The 20,231-nt window shown below is 47.2% G+C and carries 17 protein-coding genes and 1 pseudogene; 13 read left to right on the plus strand and 5 right to left on the minus strand.

Going from position 1 to position 20,231, the window contains the following annotated elements:
* Window positions 1-132: 132 nt before the first annotated feature.
* Window positions 133-399 carry a PH domain-containing protein gene (locus NKT06_RS08480; protein WP_253432585.1) on the minus strand — a complete coding sequence of 89 codons (267 nt, stop codon included), beginning with the start codon at window positions 397-399 and terminating at the stop codon, window positions 133-135.
* A 464-nt stretch (window positions 400-863) separates the two neighbouring features.
* Between NKT06_RS08480 and NKT06_RS08485 the strand changes: the two genes are divergently transcribed.
* From NKT06_RS08485 to NKT06_RS08520, 8 genes and pseudogenes are all read left to right on the plus strand, one after another.
* Entirely contained in the window at window positions 864-2,441 is a 1,578-nt protein-coding gene (locus NKT06_RS08485; RefSeq protein WP_253432588.1) for an extracellular solute-binding protein, read from the plus strand.
* 46 nt (window positions 2,442-2,487) lie between these two features.
* Window positions 2,488-3,435, plus strand: a complete 948-nt coding sequence (locus tag NKT06_RS08490; protein ID WP_253442448.1) for an ABC transporter permease — start codon at window positions 2,488-2,490, stop codon at window positions 3,433-3,435.
* A 60-nt stretch (window positions 3,436-3,495) separates the two neighbouring features.
* Window positions 3,496-4,368 (plus strand): carbohydrate ABC transporter permease, encoded by an 873-nt coding sequence (locus NKT06_RS08495; RefSeq protein WP_483311565.1) that lies wholly within the window; start codon window positions 3,496-3,498, stop codon window positions 4,366-4,368.
* A 43-nt stretch (window positions 4,369-4,411) separates the two neighbouring features.
* Window positions 4,412-6,766 carry a helix-turn-helix domain-containing protein gene (locus NKT06_RS08500; RefSeq protein ID WP_253432591.1) on the plus strand — a complete coding sequence of 785 codons (2,355 nt, stop codon included), beginning with the start codon at window positions 4,412-4,414 and terminating at the stop codon, window positions 6,764-6,766.
* A 41-nt stretch (window positions 6,767-6,807) separates the two neighbouring features.
* Window positions 6,808-8,325, plus strand: coding sequence for a sulfatase family protein (locus NKT06_RS08505; RefSeq protein WP_367399851.1), 1,518 nt, complete (start codon window positions 6,808-6,810; stop codon window positions 8,323-8,325).
* A gap of 148 nt (window positions 8,326-8,473) precedes the next feature.
* Window positions 8,474-10,387 carry a rhamnogalacturonan lyase family protein gene (locus tag NKT06_RS08510; protein ID WP_253432594.1) on the plus strand — a complete coding sequence of 638 codons (1,914 nt, stop codon included), beginning with the start codon at window positions 8,474-8,476 and terminating at the stop codon, window positions 10,385-10,387.
* A 260-nt stretch (window positions 10,388-10,647) separates the two neighbouring features.
* Window positions 10,648-11,484, plus strand: a pseudogene (locus NKT06_RS08515) (formylglycine-generating enzyme family protein); the annotation flags it as partial.
* A 168-nt stretch (window positions 11,485-11,652) separates the two neighbouring features.
* A complete protein-coding gene (locus tag NKT06_RS08520) occupies window positions 11,653-12,261 on the plus strand; it encodes a DUF1349 domain-containing protein (RefSeq protein ID WP_253432601.1) in 609 nt (202 codons plus the stop codon).
* A 27-nt stretch (window positions 12,262-12,288) separates the two neighbouring features.
* Here NKT06_RS08520 and NKT06_RS08525 read toward each other — a convergent pair whose 3' ends face one another.
* Window positions 12,289-13,395, minus strand: a complete 1,107-nt coding sequence (locus tag NKT06_RS08525; protein WP_253432605.1) for an MFS transporter — start codon at window positions 13,393-13,395, stop codon at window positions 12,289-12,291.
* 88 nt (window positions 13,396-13,483) lie between these two features.
* Window positions 13,484-14,014 carry a TetR/AcrR family transcriptional regulator gene (locus NKT06_RS08530; RefSeq protein WP_253432609.1) on the minus strand — a complete coding sequence of 177 codons (531 nt, stop codon included), beginning with the start codon at window positions 14,012-14,014 and terminating at the stop codon, window positions 13,484-13,486.
* Between the two features lie 202 nt (window positions 14,015-14,216).
* On the opposite strand from NKT06_RS08530, the gene NKT06_RS08535 reads away from it, so the two are divergent.
* From NKT06_RS08535 to NKT06_RS08545, 3 genes are all read left to right on the plus strand, one after another.
* Window positions 14,217-15,062: an AraC family transcriptional regulator gene (locus tag NKT06_RS08535; RefSeq protein ID WP_253432612.1), complete on the plus strand. Its 846-nt coding sequence runs from the start codon at window positions 14,217-14,219 to the stop codon at window positions 15,060-15,062.
* A 214-nt stretch (window positions 15,063-15,276) separates the two neighbouring features.
* A complete protein-coding gene (locus tag NKT06_RS08540; protein ID WP_253432615.1) occupies window positions 15,277-15,828 on the plus strand; it encodes a nucleotidyltransferase family protein in 552 nt (183 codons plus the stop codon).
* Between the two features lie 50 nt (window positions 15,829-15,878).
* Window positions 15,879-16,613 carry a YdcF family protein gene (locus tag NKT06_RS08545; RefSeq protein WP_253432618.1) on the plus strand — a complete coding sequence of 245 codons (735 nt, stop codon included), beginning with the start codon at window positions 15,879-15,881 and terminating at the stop codon, window positions 16,611-16,613.
* 93 nt (window positions 16,614-16,706) lie between these two features.
* On the opposite strand, the gene NKT06_RS08550 is transcribed toward NKT06_RS08545, so the two are convergent.
* Together NKT06_RS08550 and NKT06_RS08555 are read right to left on the minus strand one after the other, a co-directional pair.
* Window positions 16,707-18,026: a M56 family metallopeptidase gene (locus NKT06_RS08550; protein WP_253432621.1), complete on the minus strand. Its 1,320-nt coding sequence runs from the start codon at window positions 18,024-18,026 to the stop codon at window positions 16,707-16,709.
* 6 nt (window positions 18,027-18,032) lie between these two features.
* Window positions 18,033-18,407: a BlaI/MecI/CopY family transcriptional regulator gene (locus NKT06_RS08555; protein WP_076209251.1), complete on the minus strand. Its 375-nt coding sequence runs from the start codon at window positions 18,405-18,407 to the stop codon at window positions 18,033-18,035.
* Window positions 18,408-18,574: 167 nt separating this feature from the next.
* Between NKT06_RS08555 and NKT06_RS08560 the strand changes: the two genes are divergently transcribed.
* On the plus strand, window positions 18,575-19,096 hold the full coding sequence (locus NKT06_RS08560; protein WP_253432624.1) for a hypothetical protein: 522 nt from the start codon (window positions 18,575-18,577) through the stop codon (window positions 19,094-19,096).
* Between the two features lie 117 nt (window positions 19,097-19,213).
* Window positions 19,214-20,104 (plus strand): TIGR01777 family oxidoreductase, encoded by an 891-nt coding sequence (locus NKT06_RS08565; RefSeq protein ID WP_253432626.1) that lies wholly within the window; start codon window positions 19,214-19,216, stop codon window positions 20,102-20,104.
* Window positions 20,105-20,231: the final 127 nt, after the last annotated feature.

Below are 20,231 nucleotides of genomic sequence, written 5' to 3' on the forward strand. Positions count from 1 at the left end.
TGAATTGGAATGAGAGAAGCGTTAGTATTCGCTGTAAGAATTCATGCGAATACTAACGCTTTTTGGGTAGCGCACATATGTAAATGGAACCCTTCTTCCAAGAGAACATGCGAATCCGGCTAGAACAACAATCTAGTTTGACGGGTGTAACATAGCTTGGATATTGGGATATAAATTCACACTGTTCGTGAATAAGATATATGATTGATTAACCGTACGGATCAGAATCCTCTCGCTTGTGCCATTAACCGGACCGATCCGAATGGCGGCTGGTTCGCTGCCACCATATGTATCGTCAAGGGTAACTGACGTAATGTTGGAGATAGGAATTTCAATTTTGGAAAACTGCCAGCGAATGACCAGTTGATCTTTTATTTTTTTCACGTTAACACCAAACATAGGATGACCTCCCTTTAAGCCTGCTGAAGATAAATAATTTATATTAGTCTACCACATATTGGTTAATATTTCCTTAATAACAGTGGGTTTTACCTCGTGTAATTGAAGTCCCAAGTGTAACTTTATCCACGGGCAATATTTTGCTACAGTTATTTCCACATATGTTGGCATGATGTACACTATGACTAGCGATCAAGGTCCCGAACGATATATTGAAGTACAAGTATGGGACGAGCGTATTATCAGACCTTATCGTTGAAGCGAAGGGGTTTAGGGCACATTTCTACCGTTTCTAACAGGTGCAAAAAAGTGCAATTGCAGGAAATACGGGTGTTCGTTATAGTGAGTGAAAGCTTTGACCGGTCAGGAAGAATCTTCTTCAAGAGCCTGTCAAAGCCCCTTTTTTTAATCGTTAATCCGATTAAGACTATAGGTTTAAGAGACTAAGGAGGATGGGAAAGCCTATGCAAAAAGTGGGGAAACGCAACACCCGTAATCTGGCCTGGATCATATCGGTTGTCATGGTCATGTCCGTGGTGCTTAGTGCATGCGGAAATAAAGAAGAAGGACAGGTAAGTGGCAGCAGCGGCAATGCCGACGATCCGTTGGAAGTCAGCATTATGACCATCACGCCGAGTGCCGTCCCCGCTGCTGATGATAATGTAATCAAACGCGCCATTGAAGAAGCAACTAACTCCAAAATGAACATTCAGTGGGTCTCCAACAATATCTATGGTGACAAGCTCAATCTGACCTTGGCTTCCGGGGATATACCTGATCTGATCATGATTAATGATCCGTTTGGAAGTACCTTCACCAAGATGGTCAAACAAGGTGCTTTCTGGGATATCACCCCGTATATTAAAGACTATCCCAACCTCAGCGGAGGCATTCCCGATATTGCATGGGATACAACCAAGGCAGCAGACGGCAACAATTATGGTATCCCGCGGCCTCGTCCAGTCACTGGAGATTCTTTTTTCATCATCCGCAAGGATTGGCTCGACCGATTGAATTTGCAGGTGCCAGAGACCACGGATGAGTTGTTCAAGGTGATGGAGGCTTTTGTAGAACAGGACCCTGATGGTAATGGAACCAAAGATACCACAGCGCTTGCCGCTTATATCAGTCCTGATGATCTCGGCTGGGGAGGGAATCTGGGCCCAGTACTCGGTGCCATTGAGAGTTCATTTATCGGAACCAATAGCAGTTGGAAATGGGATGGGTCGCAGGAGAAGCTGGTCTACAGGGAATTGTTGCCCGAGGTGAAAGAATCCCTTCAATATTTAACCAAAGCCTATAGCAAAGGCATGATGCCGGAAGATCTGCTTTCGCTCAAGCTGACGCAGGCCAGGGAACTGTTCAAGCGCAATCAGGCGGGCATTATCGTGGACAAGACAGGTACGATGCGCAAAATCTATGCCGATGACCTGAAGAAGGTCGATCCTTCTTTTAAATATACGGATTTCTATCCTTTGACCAATCTGAATGGATATAATCCGAAAGGTTCGGGATACAACGGTATTCTGGCGATCCCTGCCAGTGTGCCGGAAGAGAAGATGAAACGAATTCTCCAACTCGTCGATACCTGGATGAATCCGGAAGTATTTGAAATCCAGCAGTTCGGGATTGAAGGTACGCATTATGAAGTGGTCGATGGCAAAAAGGTAGCAAGTAGTGAAAAGTTGACGGCGGATAACGCGTCGGATTTCAATCATATCGTTAACGTCATCGACCTGCCTTGGAATACCACTGGCGAAACGGACGAAGAGACACAGGCCAATGAACTGTTCAAAAAAGTGGAGGCAGAGCGAGACAAAACGAGCGTGGCAGATCTGGCTGCTGGCCTTCAATCCGAGACCGGGCAAAAAGTGCTGCCTGAACTCAACAAGAAGATCCAGGATCTGAAAGCAAAGATTATTTTGGGCCGGGAGCCGATTGAAGCTTGGGATGCCTTTGTGGAAACCCTGCGGAATGATCCGAATGTCCAGGCGATGAGTGATGAGATGACCGAAGCCTACAAGAAAAGAAATGGACAGTGAATCTGAGGGGAAGGAGCTGCAAACCATGAGCACCCATGAGCAACGAATGAGTACGGTTAAGGGGAAGCAAACTTCAACCAAAAAGAAAGGGTTAAACTTGCTGTCTGCACTTCGGCGTGACCGGTCGTTATATGTGCTTGCACTGCCAGGCATATTGTTCTTTCTCATTTTCAAATACATCCCGATGTGGGGCATTATCATTGCGTTTCAGGATTACTCGCCCTTTCGGGGGATTCAGGGCAGTGAGTGGGTTGGTTTGCAGCACTTTACAGCACTATTTGATAATCCGGACTTTGCCTTGTTGTTCCGAAATACGCTGGCGATCAGCCTGCTCAATCTGATATTGTTCTTTCCTTTTCCGATCCTGATCTCCCTGGGACTCAATGAACTGCGAAGTGTGGCGTATAAGAGACTGATTCAAACAATTATCTACATGCCGCATTTCCTCTCCTGGGTAATCATTGCAGGGTTAACGCTGCTGCTGTTCGCCAAAGGAACGGGACTGATTAATGAGTTATTCGCTTTATGGGGATGGCCCCGAGTGGATATATTAACGAATCCGGACAGCTTCTGGATCATGGTCACCTTGCAAGCGATGTGGAAGGAAGCAGGTTGGGGCACGATTGTGTTTCTGGCGGCCATGGCGAGTGTGGATACTCAGCTGTATGAGGCGGCACGCATGGATGGAGCAGGACGATTGCGCCAGATCTGGCACATTACGCTGCCTGCCATCCGCAGTGTCATCATCGTACTCTTGATTTTAAGGCTGGGAGACATCATGGAGGTGGGGTTTGAGCAAATTTTCCTCATGTACAACGGCGCTGTATCTGAAGTGGCCGAAGTATTCGACACCTATGTATACCGCACAGGGATTGAGCAGGGCGATTTCAGCTACAGTACAGCGGTTGGACTGTTCAAATCCGTAATTGGTCTGGTGCTGGTCGTTGTCGCAAATCGTGTAGTAAAGCGCTTGGGTCAGGAAGGCGTCTATTAGTTAGTTCCGGTACTCGACCATATCCGTACCAGCCTTTAATCAATGGAGAGGAGGTTTCGAATGCATCGCATGAAATGGAGTGAGCGGATTGGACAGTCCCTGAATGTGGTTACGCTTGGACTATTGGCTGTGGTTATGTTTTTCCCGCTATATTATGTTTTTGTCGTTTCATTCACTGACCCCGGAGAGTATTTGCAAAAGAAAATCGTACTCTTCCCGGAACGCTGGTCTGTTGAAGCCTATACGTATTTGTTATCCACGCCTGCCTTTGCACGCTCGCTGGGGAACAGTGCATTTCTGGCAACCGTCGGCACGGCGTGCAGCCTGGCTGTATCATCCTCTCTGGCTTATGCGCTGTCCCAGAAGCAATTCCACTTCAGAAAAATACTGATGTTCCTGATTGTACTAACCATCTTGTTTAGCCCGGGCATCATTCCAAATTACCTGCTGGTACGGGAACTGGGGCTGATCAATAATATCTGGGCACTGATCCTGCCAGCGCTCGCCAATGGCTGGACGGTGTTGCTGATGAAAAATTTCTTCGACAGCCTGCCCGCAGAGATCAGCGAAGCGGCATCCATTGATGGCTGTAGCGCCATCCGAACCTGGTACACGATTGTGTTGCCCTTGTCGATGCCTGCGCTTGCTGCCTTTGGATTGTTTTTCGCTGTAGGGTACTGGAATCAATTCTTCGCGGCACTGTTATATCTGAACGATTCTGCCAAATGGCCCATCCAAGTATTACTGCAAAACATGTTGCTGAACGCATCCAACATCGATCTGGTTGCGCCTGGACAGCAGGTGGAGACACCGCCGACAGAAATGTTGAAGATGGCCGCGATTATTGTAGCCATATTGCCAGTACTGGTGGTGTATCCGTTTATACAAAAGCATTTTGCCAAAGGAGCACTGATCGGCTCGGTCAAAGGATGAATCTGCATTCAGGCGGGTATTCCCGGGAAGGAGGTCCATACAGATGATATTCAAGCGCACAGCAGACCCATTACCCAAAGGGCGTTATTTCAGGCGCAGCCTGATGATGATTCTGTTTATCGCCTGCATTCCGGGAGTCATTACAGGGGGGCTGCTGTATGGCTGGGTCACCGTCAAAATGGAAAAGATTTTGCAGCAAACCCATCTACATCAGTTTGAACAACGTACCGTGTGGGTTGGCGATCAATTGGATGCACTTGAATTGACCTTCTCGCAGTGGGCCTTTGATCCGGTTTTCGATAATCGTCTGAAAGAGCTCGATTTTGTATTCAAGTATAAACAGGTTCATGAACTGTACCGATTGCTGCTGATGATTCAGAATTCCAATACATTGATCGGCAAAGTTCAATTGTATCTGGGGGAACCCCAGGCCGTAAAGATGGATTCTGAACGGTATGATTTTATCAAAGACGCCGGGGAGATCGAGAAGTATGAACGGTTGACTCATCAGCCCCAGGCCACATATTGGTCCCGCTCCATGGATAGCACCTCCATGATGATGGTGAATCGGCTTCCGGGTGGAAGCGACGATGCACTAGGGGCACTAACGATCACGCTGGATAACAAGCAACTAGGCAACATGTTACAGACCTTGTCTCCGTATAATGGCGGGACGACATTCCTGCTGGATGAGCAGGGCAAGCCCATGCTTCCACAAGACAAAGTGTTTGGTGGATTACAGCATGCTGTGCGTGAACATATGTTGAACTTGGAAGGAAGTCTGTCTTCTTTCCTGATGGATTATGAAGACCTGACTTACTCGGTTCAAACGGGCACCTTCCGCAGACTGGGTACTGATTGGACTTACGTGTCCGCGGTGCCTCTCAATGAAATTGTAGCTCCGATTGTATCGGTACCCCGAATCGTTCTTCTCGTCAATGGATCAGGACTATTACTGGCATTGATCTTATCGTGGGTTGGTTCGCTCCAGCTCTATAAACCGTTTACGAAGTTATTGCGAATGTTTACCGCGGCTTCTGTCCGCTCGAATGAGTCTGTACAACTGGATGAAATCAAGCATATTGAACAGCGCTGGATTGGCGTTAATCAGGAGAGAGAATCGTTGCAGCAACGGTTGGAAGAGCAACTTCCACTCGCCCGGGAGAGCTTGCTGATTCAGCTCACGCTGGGTCATCTGTTACTGTCATCCGACCATGAATGGAAGGAACGTCTGGCACAGCTGGGCTGGGTCCTTCGGAATGAGCGGTTCATCATCCTGTTTGCTCAGATTCCTCCGAGTGCAGTTCTTCTATATGGGACTAAAGAGCGACATCGAAGCGAATCTCAGGAGTGGATCAGTTTTGGCGCAACCGATATTCTGAACAGGCAGTTGAAGGGACTTCCTTACCGAGCCGAGACGATCAATTACCATGACATGTCCATTGCGCTGTTGCTGGCTGTCCCTCCAGAGGTCCAGCCAGAGACGCCTGAATTCAGAGAGGAATTATCTCGGATGGCCCAGCATTGGCTGGAAGCCGTGCAGTCGGAATGGAACGTTCGTATGACAGTCTTGATCAGCAAACCCACATCAGATGCCTCCCATATTCCTCAGCTGGTCAGAGAATCGAGGGCTGTATTGAGGAAAAGGCAGTTCTCATCCAATGTGACGATCATTGATATGAATGAGGAGGCAGAGCAGGATGTGAATGAACATGAAGTATATTCGCTTGAATTGGAGCAGGCTATCATCTCGGCATTACGGAGTGGTGAACAGGACACTGCCTTGGAACAGTTCAGCATATTTATTGGCACGTATGCCCGATTTGAAGCGCCGGATAAGCATGTTCGTCAGGCTGTATTCCAACTGCTGGCACGCATACAACATACCCTTTTGCAATTAGGGGAAGATCCGGTCGAGCTATTCGGGATAGGGATGTATGAAGAGGTGTTGCAGCTGCATGATCTGGATGAACTGTTCCTGTGGTTCAAGGAGCGGATTGTGCACGTATGTGTAGAGGAATTCACAGGCAAGGAAGAGAAGCAGATACAGATGGCTGTTCATCAGATGAAGGAGCATGCACAGCAGCACTATGCAGAAGCCTTATCGTTAGATGCATTGGCAGATCTTCACGGGATTCATTCCTACACATTAAGCCGGGCATTCAAGCAGACGTTCGGGCAGAATTTTGTGGACTATTTGACTGAGGTAAGGCTCCACCGGGCCAAGGAGCTGCTTGAATCAACAGACGTCAAAATCAGTGAAATTGCGGAGCAGGTAGGTTATCAGCCCAGTTACTTCAATCGGTTGTTCAAGAAAAATGAGGGAACGACGCCAAGTCGTTACCGGGAAGACATTCACAATCATACGGGGCATAATCGGGGTAACCGCTCCGTTTAGTACACGCCCTAGTTTTCGGCCAAAGGAGAGTGGGATGTGACGTGTCACAGGACAAGCCAAATATTATTTTTCTCATGACAGATCAGCAGCGATGGGACTGTATTGGAACGTTCAATGAACATATTCATACACCGAGTCTCGATAAACTTGCAGCCGAGGGAATCACTTTCCATGATGCGGTCTGCCAATCGCCAATGTGTGCGCCAAGCCGAAGCTCCATGATGATGGGATATTATCCGTCACAGCTTGGGGTCCGAACGAATTATGGCGGATTGTTCGAGGAAGACAAGCTGCCTTCAGAACCTTTGCCAGCGTTGATGCACCGCGCAGGGTATCAGACCGCCGGATTCGGAAAAACGCATTGGAACCATAGCGAGGGCGTAGAGGAGCCTTCCACGCGAGGGTTCGAAGTAAGATCCATCGGACTTTCCCGTCAAAGTGGTCATTATGAACAGGGAGCGACAATGATGGGTGACTCCCATCCCGAAGCGTTGGAAGCCTACCATCAGGAGACGAAGGATTTTGGCGGCGGTGAGGAAAATGTCAATGGTTATACAGGGCTTACGAGTCAGATTCCGATGAATCAGCATCGGGATGGCTGGGTAGCCGAACAGGCGCTGCAATTTTTGGATGAAGGGGTAGACCCGGAGCGGCCGTTATTTTTTTATCTGTCTTTCCTGAAGCCACATGCCGGGTTCAATGTGCCAAAAGCATTCGAAGACCTGTACAGGCTGGAAGATATTCCGGATATTCCGCAACCACCTTGGGAGGATGAAGTGCAGACTCACCTGGCAGCTTCCGATGAACTGAATTCGAGTAGTCGCCAGTCGTACCTCGATAAGAAGAAGGTATGGGACCAGCGCAGTTCGGAGGAGCGGAGGAGGACCACGTTAAGATACTGGGCGAATTGCTCCTGGCTCGATCATTACTTTGGACTCGCTTTGGAGAAGTTGGAGAACCAGGGGAGGCTGGAGAACGCGCTGATTGTATTTGTCTCGGATCATGGAGAGATGCTGGGGGAACGACAGTTTCGCTTCACCAAATATAATCTGTATGACAGCAGTGTGAGGGTGCCGCTCATCTTGTCTGGTACCCATATTCAGGAGCAGAAGCGGGGAACGATTGATCAGGAACCTGCGGAATTGGTGGATCTGGTACCCACATTGACGCGTGCAGCCGGACTTGAAGCGAATCCGATGCTGCCTGGTGTCGATCTGCTGGGCGATCTCCGGCATCGCGGAACGTTCTGTGAATTTCATGGAAAGGGAGTAACGGCACCTCATTCGGCTCCGGCCTATATGTGGCGGACCACGGAGTGGAAGCTCATTTTGTACATGGAGGGCTCTGTTGCGGAGTCTGCATCCAGAGTGCACGAAACGAAGGGTGAATTGTATCACCTGACGGTTGACCCTCATGAGTGGACGAACCTGTATGATGATGAGCAGCACGCTGTAATTCGGGAGCAATTAAAGACCGAACTGCTGATGCATCTGGCTGTCAGTTGGGCGAAAGGACCCTTTTTCTATGATCGTGGAGGAACCAAGCCGTTAGAGCGGTAGATAGACCATGTTGACCGGGCATCCGGAGGCAAAGCAGTTATTGCTGAACCCAATCAGTCAATCTCATTTAGATTGGCTAATGGGAACGAGATAACAGGTTTTGCTTTTTTTTATGCATATACTAACCATCGATGGAGGGGAAATGTAAATGAAAACCAAAACAACTGTGGCAAAAGGAACCAAAGTACTAATCACATTGCTGTTAAGTGGAGTTATTGGATGGACCGGAATTGCTTCACCGGGAGGGGGAGTACTCCATGCAGATGCAAATGCCGATGCAGCAGAAGGATCTGCACCACGTCTGGTTGAAAATCTGGGACGAGGTTTTACTGCCGTATATCTGGGAGAGAACAAGGTGTATCTGAGCTGGCGTCTGCTTGGGACCGAACCGCAGCAGGTTACATTTGATATCTATCGTCGGACGGGTACAGAAGAAGTGAAGCTGAATGACCAGCCTTTGACACAGGGAACCAATTATACGGACACCAATGTAGATGTAACCCAGAGCCATACGTATATCGTGAAGTCTTATGTGGACGGTAGGTTACAAGATACGAGTGCCGAGGTCGTATTGGCAGCGAATCCCGAGATCCGCAATTACTTCAGTATTCCATTGCAAAATATAACATCCAATCCGTCCGATTATTTTGTGCAGCATGGTTGGCCTGGGGATCTGGACGGTGATGGGGAATATGAATACGTGGTCACCCGCATTCCGGTGAACGGAGGCAATAAATATGTGGAGGCCTACAGTCTGACCGAAGGTTTCCTGTGGCGGATTGATCTGGGTCCATACAGTGTCACAACGATAGATACATATAATGCGCCGCCTGCTTCCGTTAGTGAATTTGGAGTGGCTGGACTTGGGGGCTGGCGGGACAACGACAATATAACGGTATTTGATCTGGACAGTGATGGGAAAGCAGAAGTATTGCTACGTACGTTTGAAGGAGTAACGTTTGCTGATGGTCAGGTCGTTCCTGCGACGACGGAGCGTGCGCAGTATGTGTCCGTTGTAGATGGATGGACCGGAACAGAAGCGGCACGCACAACGATAACCAATGATTATGCAGTCGACGGTCCACTTAGTGGGCACTTTGGCATTGCTTATCTGGATGGCGAACATCCAAGCTTGATTACAGCGCTCAAGAATCGTGCGCTTAGCCGCAATTTTCAGTATGTGACGTCAGCCTATGACTATGCAGGCGGTGCCCTGACGGAGCGTTGGAGACATGTTGGAGCGGACGGTGAGTTTTTCCACCAGATTCGTATCCTGGATCTCGATGGGGATGGGAAGGATGAGGTGTCATTCGGAGGTTGGGCACTGGATGATAACGGAGAGACCTTATACAGTCTGCCGGGTGTAGTCCATGGCGATCGTTTCCACATTACAGACATTGATCCGGATCGACCAGGGCTGGAGCAATTCGGGATTCAGCAGGCGGAGAACGGAAACGTCAATCAATTCCCTTGGTTTTATGCCGATGCGGCGACGGGCGAGATCATTCGTACAGGGGAAATCCCGCAGGACGTAGCACGGGGAACGCTGGCGGATATTGATCCACGGCACAATGGGCTTGAGATGTGGTCCAGTTCAGGCAATATCTACAACGTGGACGGTGAAGTGATTAGTTCAGTTCAGCCCTCGACCAATTTCAGAATTTGGTGGGACGGTGATGTGCTCGGCGAGCTGCTGGATAAGAATTTTGTGGAAAAGTGGGATTGGGAGCAGAACATAGCCACACGTCTGTTTACAGCCGATGATGTTCGCGTCAATTCCAGAAACGCCCCTGTGCTCTATGGCGATCTGCTCGGGGATTGGCGAGAGGAAATTCTCTATGAAACGAGTGATTTCACAGCATTACGTCTGTATACAACAACGATACCATCCGACGTCCGCATCTACACGTTGCCGCATAATCCGGCTTACCGCAATGGACTGGCTGTGAAAGGATATATGCAATCCTTGTTGACGGATTATTATCTGGGTGAAGGGATGACGACTACTCCACCCGTTCCGAACATTATTCCTGTCGTGTACAATGGGGATCATGAGTCATAAACCAGGGGAAGGGGATACCTCAGATGCATGGTCAGATACCCAAAAAGGAAACGTCCTGCTGTTGTTCTGCAAGCCGGAGTAGCAGGATTAAGGAGGGAATTCGATTAGAGGATACACGGGAATCGACCGCTTCCCGTGAGATGAGTGCAGCGGCCGACAATGCTTTCTTACATCCTGTTGACCTTCTGGAGACCAGTGCGCTGGCGGGAGACGACGGATACATCGCCGGGCGTGACGACAGGGACCGCGTATGGATTAAAGGTGGAAGGTTCCTTATGGGTACCAATGATCCTGAAGCTTTTACAGGAGATGGGGAAGGGCCTGTCAGGGAGACACAGGTGGACTCCTTTTATCTGGATGAATGCACAGTGACCAATGCGCAGTTTGAACAGTTTGTGCGGGAGACCGGGTATCGAACGGAGGCTGAGCGATTCGGCTGGTCCTTTGTTTTTCATTTATTCGTTTCTTCGCAAACGGCTGCTCATGTTCGTACTGTGGTGGAGCAAACGCCCTGGTGGTGGGTTGTTGAAGGTGCGGACTGGTCTCATCCCGAAGGACCTGACTCTGATGTAAATGACAGGGCTGACCATCCCGTTATCCATATCTCCTGGAACGATGCCAACGCGTATTGTGGCTGGGCGGGTAAGCGCCTGCCTACAGAAGCCGAGTGGGAATATGCAGCACGAGGTGGATTAATCCAGAAGAAATATCCCTGGGGTGATGTTCTGAGACCGGATGGACAGCATCAGTGCAACATCTGGCAAGGTACCTTTCCAACTCAAAATAATGCCGCGGATGGTTATGTGGGTACAGCTCCATCCCGATCCTTTCCTGCCAACGGATTTGGATTGTACAACATGTCAGGTAATGTATGGGAATGGTGCGCTGACAACTATGTTACGGATCATGAGAAGTCTATACTTGCTAAGACTGTTATTACTTCCAATGAAGTTCGCAAGGTGTTAAAAGGCGGTTCATATCTGTGCCACCGTTCCTATTGCAATCGGTACAGAGTGGCAGCACGGATTCCCAATACGCTGGACACATCCACCGGACATATCGGTTTTAGATGTGCATCTGATGTATTATCAGTATAGCGTGCTATGGATATGACGATATGAATACGATTATTTATATGAAAGGAATACAAGCGACTCATGTGAGTCGCTTTTTTCCTTTTACTGATCCGAAAGGATAATTCCGTTATTTAACGAATACAACAGAGAAGTCAGCGAATTCAAAATCACAGACAAAGGGTGTGCCACATGACGAATCTATTCGAACATTGTTCAGGTCAAACATTATCTGCCAACCTCGGATGGCTGAACGAGCCAGCAGATTGGTCCATTGAAGACGGCAAAGTAACGATAACTGTTTCGCCGATCAGCGACTTTTTTATTGATCCGGCAGGTGAGCCGGTGAAAGCTTCAGCACCATTTTTACATACGATAGTCAAGGGAGATTTCAGCATCGTCACTCAAGTACAGGTGGACATGAAAGAACAGTATGACTCAGGCTGCCTGATGGTGAGGGTGGACGATACGAATTGGGCTAAAGTCTGCTTTGAGTATTTTGAAGAACAGCCGTCTATTCTTAGTGTTGTTACTCGAGGTAACTCGGATGATTGTGTATCAGCACCTGTAGAGGTTAACAAGCCTTATTTACGTGTAGCCCGGGCAGGCAACAGCTTTGCTTTCCATTATTCTCAGGATGGAGAGAAGTGGAAGTTGGTTCGTTATTTCGGACTCGACTGCCCGGAAGAGATCAAAGTTGGCATTGTGGCCCAATCCCCCATTGGGCAAGGGACCACGGTTACTTTTACAGACGTACAGCTTCACCATGGAGTGACCGGAAGTGTACGCCGAGTAGAATAAAAAACGATCAGAACGTTGTTCTGTCATTTATTTCACTCGAATTAACAATCCGAACAGGCCGAGTACAGCGAAGGCCAGAAATGCCGTTGTATTGGAGAACACTTCAATTGTGTAACCTGCCATGGATGAACCAAGGAATTGCCCAGCACCCAGCGCGAGAAAGGCAAGACTAATTCCGATGGACACATTTGGACTGAATAGTCTGGTTGCCCAAACGATAAATACACTGGTCAGGAAAATATACGTGCTGCCAAATATGATCGCAGAGATGAGACTGGCAGTCATGGATGGAAGCAGGATTACCCCCAGTGAGATAGCCAATAAAAGTATACCTATCCGGTAGGACCACCCAATCTCAATACGTTCAATAATGCGTCCAGCGCATCCGCCGAGTATCCCCATAACCCCCATCACAATCCAGAACAACACGGCTTCCGAATCGGAGGCCCCTTTCTCGTCCGTGAGGAAGTTTCGAGCAAAGGTCCAGTAGATTGCTGAACTAACACCTGTTAACAGACAAGCCATCAGAAGAGCAGACCCGGGTCTGGTTGGTTTCATACATGTCCAGAGTGACTTGGTACAAGGCAGTGTCTTGGTTGCCGGAATGACACGTCTGTTCCACAACAGAACGACAACACCGATCACAGCAAACAGGATGTAGGTTAGACGCCAGTAATCCGTGAACAGCCAGTAGAGTGGACCGGATATAACAATTCCGAAGCTGGTCCCTGTATTAATCCAGCTATTGCCTCTGGCTTGCAGATCCGGTGCAAGTTCGGCATTAACCGTGTTACCGAGTGCCGGAGAGGCCCAGCCTGTACTCAAACCAGCTAGAAATACACTAAATGCAAGAACCCATGCATTCTGAGACAGGGCGATCCCGGTTAATCCGAGCACTGCACTGATCCCTGCCAATTGAATGACATAATGATGTCCCTTGCGATTAATCAACAGTGGTGCAGTTAGAAGGGACAGACAGTAGGCAATATACGTTCCTGAGTTAATCGCGCCAGAGGCTGCATCATTCAATTGTAAGGCTTCCGAAATTTCCGGCATAAACAATCCATAACTGAATCGCCCGAATGCATAACATACAGCGATAAGTGCAATGCCTGGGAAGATAATTTTTTTCATTAAATCCACCGCCTTTTAGATAGAACGATCATTATATTTATTGTGAAATAAAAAAGTGAGTTGAACTACTAACTCACCCGGAATAGCATTATTTGAAACTGGTTTGCGTCATATGGATCAATTCGCGGCAGACGTCATTTACATTTTCTGTCTCAGCAAGTGCCGTGGAACCCTCCAGCAGCAGGGAGAATCGCAACAGATCTCGATCACTTGCAGCAGGCGCCAATGTTTGGATTAATGTTCTCATATGTCTTTTATGCGCATTTACTGTCTGGACGATGATATGGTCTACATGACCTCCGAATTCTTCCTTGGCGCGTAAGAACAAGCATCCCCTTGATTCATGTTCTTTTAGCCAAGTTGCATGTCCTTCAGCCAGATTGAGAAACATAGGTTGCTCTTTATTGTTTGCATATTGCCGGAGCTGTTCCAAATAACGCTGTTCGCGTCGCAGGAGAACCTGGACGATGAGATCATCCTTGGATTCAAAGTGGTTATATAACGTCATGATGGCGATCCCGGCCTCTGTGATAATTCGCTTTAAGCCAATGGAATGGAAGCCATGAAGGTAGAACAGTTCTTCAGCCACGTTCAAAAGCATTTCTTTTTTGCTGCTCATAATCACTGATACTCTCCCTTCAAAATAAGATAGAACGATCATTATACTAGTAGGCTATAGTAAATCGTTTGCATTGTCAAATTTTGTGAGAGGGTGTTACATGAACTACGTCGTTGCACATTAACCGGACAAATGAAAGCACAGCATGACAGGTTTTTGGGTTGTTTATCCGTTATATTAGACATCAAGGAGTGATTATTACATGAACTGGATCAACGCATTACAGGTCGCTATTCAATATATGGAAGACCACTTGCTCGAAAATATGACGATGGAGCAGATTGCAGCGCAGGCCAATATCTCTCCTTTTCATTTTCAACGTACCTTTGCCTTATTAACTGATGTTACTGTAGCCGAGTACATAAGACGAAGACGATTGACACTGGCGGCACATGAACTTCTGCAAAGTGATCACAAAATTATTGATCTGGCGTTTAAATATGGTTTCGACACACCGGAATCTTTCTCTAAAGCCTTTCGTAGACAACATGGGATCGCACCCAGTGAGGCTCGCAAAAATAGTAGCTCTGTCCAATCGTATAATCGTCTGGTTATTCAAGTAAGTCTAAAAGGAGCAGAACCGATGAAATATAAAATCGTTGAACATCCCGAATTTACATTGGTCGGAGTAAAGCAGACTTTCTCATATGCAGATGGAGAACATCTGCAAGGGATCGGGAAAATGTGGCAGGAAGCGTGGGCGAGCGGTACAGAGGATCGTTTGTTTGAACTGAACAATGGGGATATTCCAGGGTTACTCGGCGTCGTTGTGGATCAGAGCGAAATCAAGGAAAAGCAACTGGAATACTGGATTGCTACAACTTACGATGGTGAAGTACCAGAAGGATTATCAAGCTTCACTATGCCTGCTTCCAAATGGAGTGTGTTTGAAGTAGAAGGCCCGATGCCGGAGAGTATGCAGCTTCTGTGGAAACGGATTATTTCGGAATGGTTTCCATCCAACCCTTATGAGCACGCATATATGCCGGAGCTGGAAGTATACCCGGGCCACAATCAACCGCCACAAATCTGGATACCGATTAAATAAATTTTAACCGTTTCAAACTCGATCATTGTAGCCCGTAAACACTCGGATAACCGAAGCTGTTTATGGGTTATTTGGTTATGATTAATCAGAGATTCGAAGTTGTACAGAGGATGTTCAAGCGTTGTTCATTTTATTGCAGCCAGGTAAACATGATATATTGGAATGAAGGTTAACAGTTATAAGAGGAGAATGAGGTAAACCGCAGGAGGCAGATATGTTATATGAGGACCTTTTTATTCAGACGATCATCAAACACGAGCAATTAATGCATGACCTGCGTAGAGTACGCAGTCTCCATTTGCCTCAAAGTTACATAGGTGCAGGATATATTCGTAATTATATCTGGGATGTTCTGCATGGATATGATCTTCGTGAACTTCATAGCGATATTGATGTTGTCTATTATGATGCGTCAGACCTGCGTGAGGAACGAGACATACAGTTGGAGTGTCAGCTTCGTGAGTTGACAGGCAATGCCAAGTGGTCGGTCAAAAATCAGGCGAGAATGCATCTGCGCAATGGCACAGTTCCTTATCATTCTACTGAAGATGCTCTTCGCTATTGGCCAGAAGTTGTGACTGCCATAGGCGTACAGCTGGATGAAGAAGATCGGGTGAATATCTGTGCTCCGCATGGTTTGCATGATCTGTATCATCTTATAGTCCGCAAAAGTCCGTTTTTCACGGATGCTGACTATTATAATCAGAGAGTACAGAAGAAGTGCTGGCAACAACAGTGGCTCAAACTAACGATAATAACAGACTGAAAGATAAGTGATATGAGGAAGTGCAGGTACAAGAAGGAGTGTCTACGGATTTGATAAAAAAGTTCTTACAAAAAAATGGACTGATCATTGATCTTGTCCTGTTGACATGTTTTGTGGCATTTCTGATCTTCTGGGGCCAAAGATTCCCAGTCATGTTATTCGGAATGATCACGGTGGCTTTTATCGTTCTAAGACGAATTGACTATCAGAAGCATGTTATTCTGAAACGGATTATCCTTACCGGATTTGGCGTGGTTGCCGTCTCTTTTGTCATTATTGAGGCACTTGTATTCACACAGCTTAGTGCGAATGATCCGGAAGAGGCGGACTACGTCATTATTCTGGGTTCAGGCATTCGGGGAACGGAATTATCATTGACTTTGAAGCAAAGGTTAGATGCCAGTCTGGACTACATTCGCAGTCACCCTCAGACACCGGTCATTGTATCGGGTGGGCAGGGACCTGGGGAATCGATTCCCGAAGCGCTCGCCATGAAAAACTATCTGATTGAACAGGGGGTTAACCCCACCCAAGTCATTATGGAAGATCGCTCCACAAGTACACAGGAGAATTTGGCTTTTTCCAAAAAAATCATTCAGGAATCCGGGTTGGAGCACCCGGAGATCATGATTGTCACCAGTGACTATCACATGTTCCGCTCCAAGTATATCGCTGCCAAGAACGGTTATGCGGCAGAATATGGCATATCAGCCCCATCACCGGGATATTTGAAGCCGGTCAATATGATCCGTGAATATTTTGCTACGATCAAAACATTTATTTAGTACACATGACAAAAAAACGGAAACAGGACGAAGCTGGAGATCTACGCTTCGTCCTGTTTGCATATAAGGATGTTATTGCTCCTTAACGATAGGTTATTTTTCTGAAGGAGCAGGTACAGCTTCGGTGACCTGGGCCTCAGAAGGAACGGCTACGATTTCAGGAGATTTACTCGTAAAAGGAACAGTGGCTGTTTCTACAACTTTAGCCTCAGAAGGTTTAGTAGTAGAAGGTACAGTAGCAGACGGAACTGGCACAGCTTCTGAAACTTCATCCTCAGGGATAGCCACGATTTCAGGCGTTTCGGAAGCAGCGGGAGCAGTTACAGATTCGGAAATTCCGACCTTGTCGGGAGAAGCTACGATCTTAGGAGTCTCAGATACGGAAGGAACAGGCACAGCTTCAGTAGCCTTGGCCTCTACTTTAACCGCATGGTTTGATGCCCATACTGCGGTGGACGTACTTACGCCTGTAATAAGCAGGAGGGCTCCCATACTTATCACCCAATGTTTCTTTTTCAGTTTCTTTACATTAAACATAATCATCAATCTCCTTTTTAATTGTTTGCCTTCACCCGACAGGGATGAACAAAATTGAGCAGGCATTTTTTTGGTTCCCGCCATCACATTTAAAATCGTCTCACCATATCGTCTTCGCTCTTCATGGGACATCTCTTTCACCACATCTTCATCACAGGCCAACTCGCTCCAGGTATGAATGTCCCGGCGAATCATATGAATCAGGGGATTGAACCAATGCAGGGCACTAACGCCCAAGGTCACAGCCTTGACCCACAGATCTTGATGTTTCAGATGTACCAACTCATGATGAATCACCATCTTGATGTCCATCTTTACCGTATTTTCGGGTGGAAGATATATTGTTGGTTTAAACAAGCCAACCAGTATAGGGCTTCGTACTAGGGTGCTGTGAGCAAGTGTGATATTACGTTTGAGACCCAAAGCCTCTTTGATTAATGGTAGCTGTATAGCTGCTTCACTATGACAGAGGACTGGCGTACGTGTACGAGATAATTCATTCAGAAATCTTTGATAACAGTACGCCTGCCATGCAGAAAAACCAATGACTCCAATGCCCCATACGCATAACAAGAACCAGGCTGTGGTTACCGAAATGGTTTGTTCCGGGATAAACGTTCCTGCAAGTACGCCCGAAGTTGCTGCATTCTCCGTACCCGTTATAGTTGATGTCGTTTGGAATGCAATATCCAAAAGCCATGAAAGGCCAAGAGATACCGGGAACAGATAAAACAAGATAGCCAGTTTACCGAGCCTGTAGAGCCACTTGGTCGGAAAAACAGATACGGGTATAAGTCGTAGTGCCAAAATACAAACAGAAACGATACTTCCCGCCACGGTCAGGCTGCACAGAATTTCAAAAAAGATGTTCATCATCTGCACCTACTTTTCCGAAAGCCATTTTTTCAGTTCTGAAATGTCATCGTCTGAAAGCTTGTCGCCATCATACATGGCCGAAACCAAATTCTTGACTGAACCTTGATAAAGTCCATCAAGAACATGCTGCGTTTCCTGTAGTTTGTAATCTTCGGGCTGTAGAAGAGGTACATAATCATTGGTTCGTCCACGTCTCGTGACGGTAAGTGCGCCTTTATCCACCAACCGTGACAAAAAAGTAGACATAGTCTGCGCTTTCCACGCTTTCCCTTTCTCAGCGAATATGTCTAATAGCTCTGTTGAGGTGACGGGTGGGTCGCATGACCATATAACGACCATTAACTCCATTTCTGTTTCGGATAATTTTTGAATCTGGTTCACCGTGAACACTCCTTAACATCGTTATGCGTCCATAACGATCGTATTACTACACTACGTAGTACGTATAAACTACTACATGTTGTAGTGGATAGTCAAGTTATCCTGATAGATGATTGCCAAACCATGTTATAATATAGGTCATTAATAGAAGAACGATGTAGGAGTGAATGATCATTACAGCATATCAATTACCTGCTCTCTATGAGCAGAAACGAGTTTCAATGCAAGAGATGGAAGAGATTGTACGCCTGTTGGCCCAAACCCCGCTACTATATGATGATGGACAGAGCATTCAGGTTCAGGACTATCTGGGAGGCTTGGAGGTCGAACTTGAGCATGAGGTACGTCGCGCAGTGGCCCAGTTGTATGAACTGGCTGTTCAGGCTTGCCGGGTCTTCGTTGATCCTTTCGCGTACGAGCAGTTTCAGGATGTGCTTGGGTTACAGGCGGAGTTGTGGCAGGAGGAAGTGCTTACTCTTGCGAAGTGGATGGACTGGCTGAAGCAGATCAGTGAAGGAAAGAGAGCGCTGCCAGAGTACAACTTTACAGCCATGCTTGGCAACTTGCCAGACGGATTCATGATTCATGACTTTTATGATGAACTCCGATATCAACTGGAACAAAACCCTGCAAACGCATGGGCTATCGAAGAGCGGGATCGCTTATACACGGCGCTGGGTGCGAATTAAATCAAACCAACGGGTCACCAGCGGTGTTTAATCTAATATCTGTATTTTGCATGTATAGAAACAATTTGATCTATTTATTGCGAAATCTTTACCCAGTATGGGAAATGAGGGGATACCGTGAAGAAGGTTGTCTTAGCTGGTGGAACGGGTTTTGTTGGACAGGATTTTGCCCAAAGGTTCAGGAAGCTGGGTTATGAGGTGTTAATTATCTCGCGTCAGCCCGGTCATATTGCCTGGGAGGATCGTGCAAGGATCATAGAGGCACTGGAAGAAGCAGAGATGTTGATTAACCTGGCAGGTAAATCGGTGAATTGCCGTTATACGGATGAGAATCGCAAAGTCATTCTGGAATCCAGAACGCGTACAACGCGTATTCTCGGCGATGCCGTCCTGGCTTGTAATCATCCTCCCGAACTATGGATTAATTCGAGTACGGCGACCATATACAGACATGCTGAAGATCGTCCCATGACGGAAAAAGAAGGCGAGATTGGCTCTGGCTTCTCAGTGGACGTTGCCAAAGCTTGGGAACAGGCTTTCTTTGAATTCAGTCTGCCGTCTACGCGTCAGATTGCACTGCGGATTGCGATTGTGCTGGGCGAGGGCGGCGTGATGGTGCCCATGACAAATCTCGTTCGTTTTGGACTGGGAGGATCGCAAGGTGCAGGAACACAGCAGTTCAGCTGGATTCATATCGAGGATCTCTTCCGTATGGTAATTTATCTGCAAGAGCATCCACACTTGAATGGTGTGTTCAATGCGTCCTCTCCGCATCCGGTGACGAATCGGGAGCTAATGGCGCGTCTGAGAGAACAGATGGGTGTTCGGATCGGGCTGCCCTCTCCTCGCTGGATGCTTGAACTGGGTGCACGCTTCATTCAGACCGAGACGGAATTGGTTCTCAAAAGTCGTTGGGTCATTCCTGAACGATTGGAGAGGGAAGGATTTACTTTCACATACGGTACACTAGATACCGCTCTTGCCGAGATTCTGAATAAGAAGAAATGACAACACAGTATAAATAATAAAACACAACAGCAAGGGCAGAGGCATCTGCCCTTTATTATATATTTCAAGGCTTCTATCAGATGGCGTTTCGCCATTTGAGGTTAAGGACTCATTTCATAATCAGTCA

The sequence above is a fragment of the Paenibacillus sp. 1781tsa1 genome (genome assembly GCF_024159265.1).
In the GTDB taxonomy this organism is placed as follows: domain Bacteria; phylum Bacillota; class Bacilli; order Paenibacillales; family Paenibacillaceae; genus Paenibacillus.

What these genes read in the sequence shown, in the direction of transcription:
- NKT06_RS08480 (WP_253432585.1), bottom strand. Translation starts at nt 399, where the DNA reads ATGTTTGGTGTTAACGTGAAAAAAATAAAAGATCAACTGGTCATTCGC.
- NKT06_RS08485 (WP_253432588.1), top strand. Translation starts at nt 864, where the DNA reads ATGCAAAAAGTGGGGAAACGCAACACCCGTAATCTGGCCTGGATCATA.
- NKT06_RS08490 (WP_253442448.1), top strand. Translation starts at nt 2,488, where the DNA reads ATGAGTACGGTTAAGGGGAAGCAAACTTCAACCAAAAAGAAAGGGTTA.
- NKT06_RS08495 (WP_483311565.1), top strand. Translation starts at nt 3,496, where the DNA reads ATGCATCGCATGAAATGGAGTGAGCGGATTGGACAGTCCCTGAATGTG.
- NKT06_RS08500 (WP_253432591.1), top strand. Translation starts at nt 4,412, where the DNA reads ATGATATTCAAGCGCACAGCAGACCCATTACCCAAAGGGCGTTATTTC.
- NKT06_RS08510 (WP_253432594.1), top strand. Translation starts at nt 8,474, where the DNA reads ATGAAAACCAAAACAACTGTGGCAAAAGGAACCAAAGTACTAATCACA.
- NKT06_RS08520 (WP_253432601.1), top strand. Translation starts at nt 11,653, where the DNA reads ATGACGAATCTATTCGAACATTGTTCAGGTCAAACATTATCTGCCAAC.
- NKT06_RS08525 (WP_253432605.1), bottom strand. Translation starts at nt 13,395, where the DNA reads ATGAAAAAAATTATCTTCCCAGGCATTGCACTTATCGCTGTATGTTAT.
- NKT06_RS08530 (WP_253432609.1), bottom strand. Translation starts at nt 14,014, where the DNA reads ATGAGCAGCAAAAAAGAAATGCTTTTGAACGTGGCTGAAGAACTGTTC.
- NKT06_RS08535 (WP_253432612.1), top strand. Translation starts at nt 14,217, where the DNA reads ATGAACTGGATCAACGCATTACAGGTCGCTATTCAATATATGGAAGAC.
- NKT06_RS08540 (WP_253432615.1), top strand. Translation starts at nt 15,277, where the DNA reads ATGTTATATGAGGACCTTTTTATTCAGACGATCATCAAACACGAGCAA.
- NKT06_RS08550 (WP_253432621.1), bottom strand. Translation starts at nt 18,026, where the DNA reads ATGATGAACATCTTTTTTGAAATTCTGTGCAGCCTGACCGTGGCGGGA.
- NKT06_RS08560 (WP_253432624.1), top strand. Translation starts at nt 18,575, where the DNA reads ATGATCATTACAGCATATCAATTACCTGCTCTCTATGAGCAGAAACGA.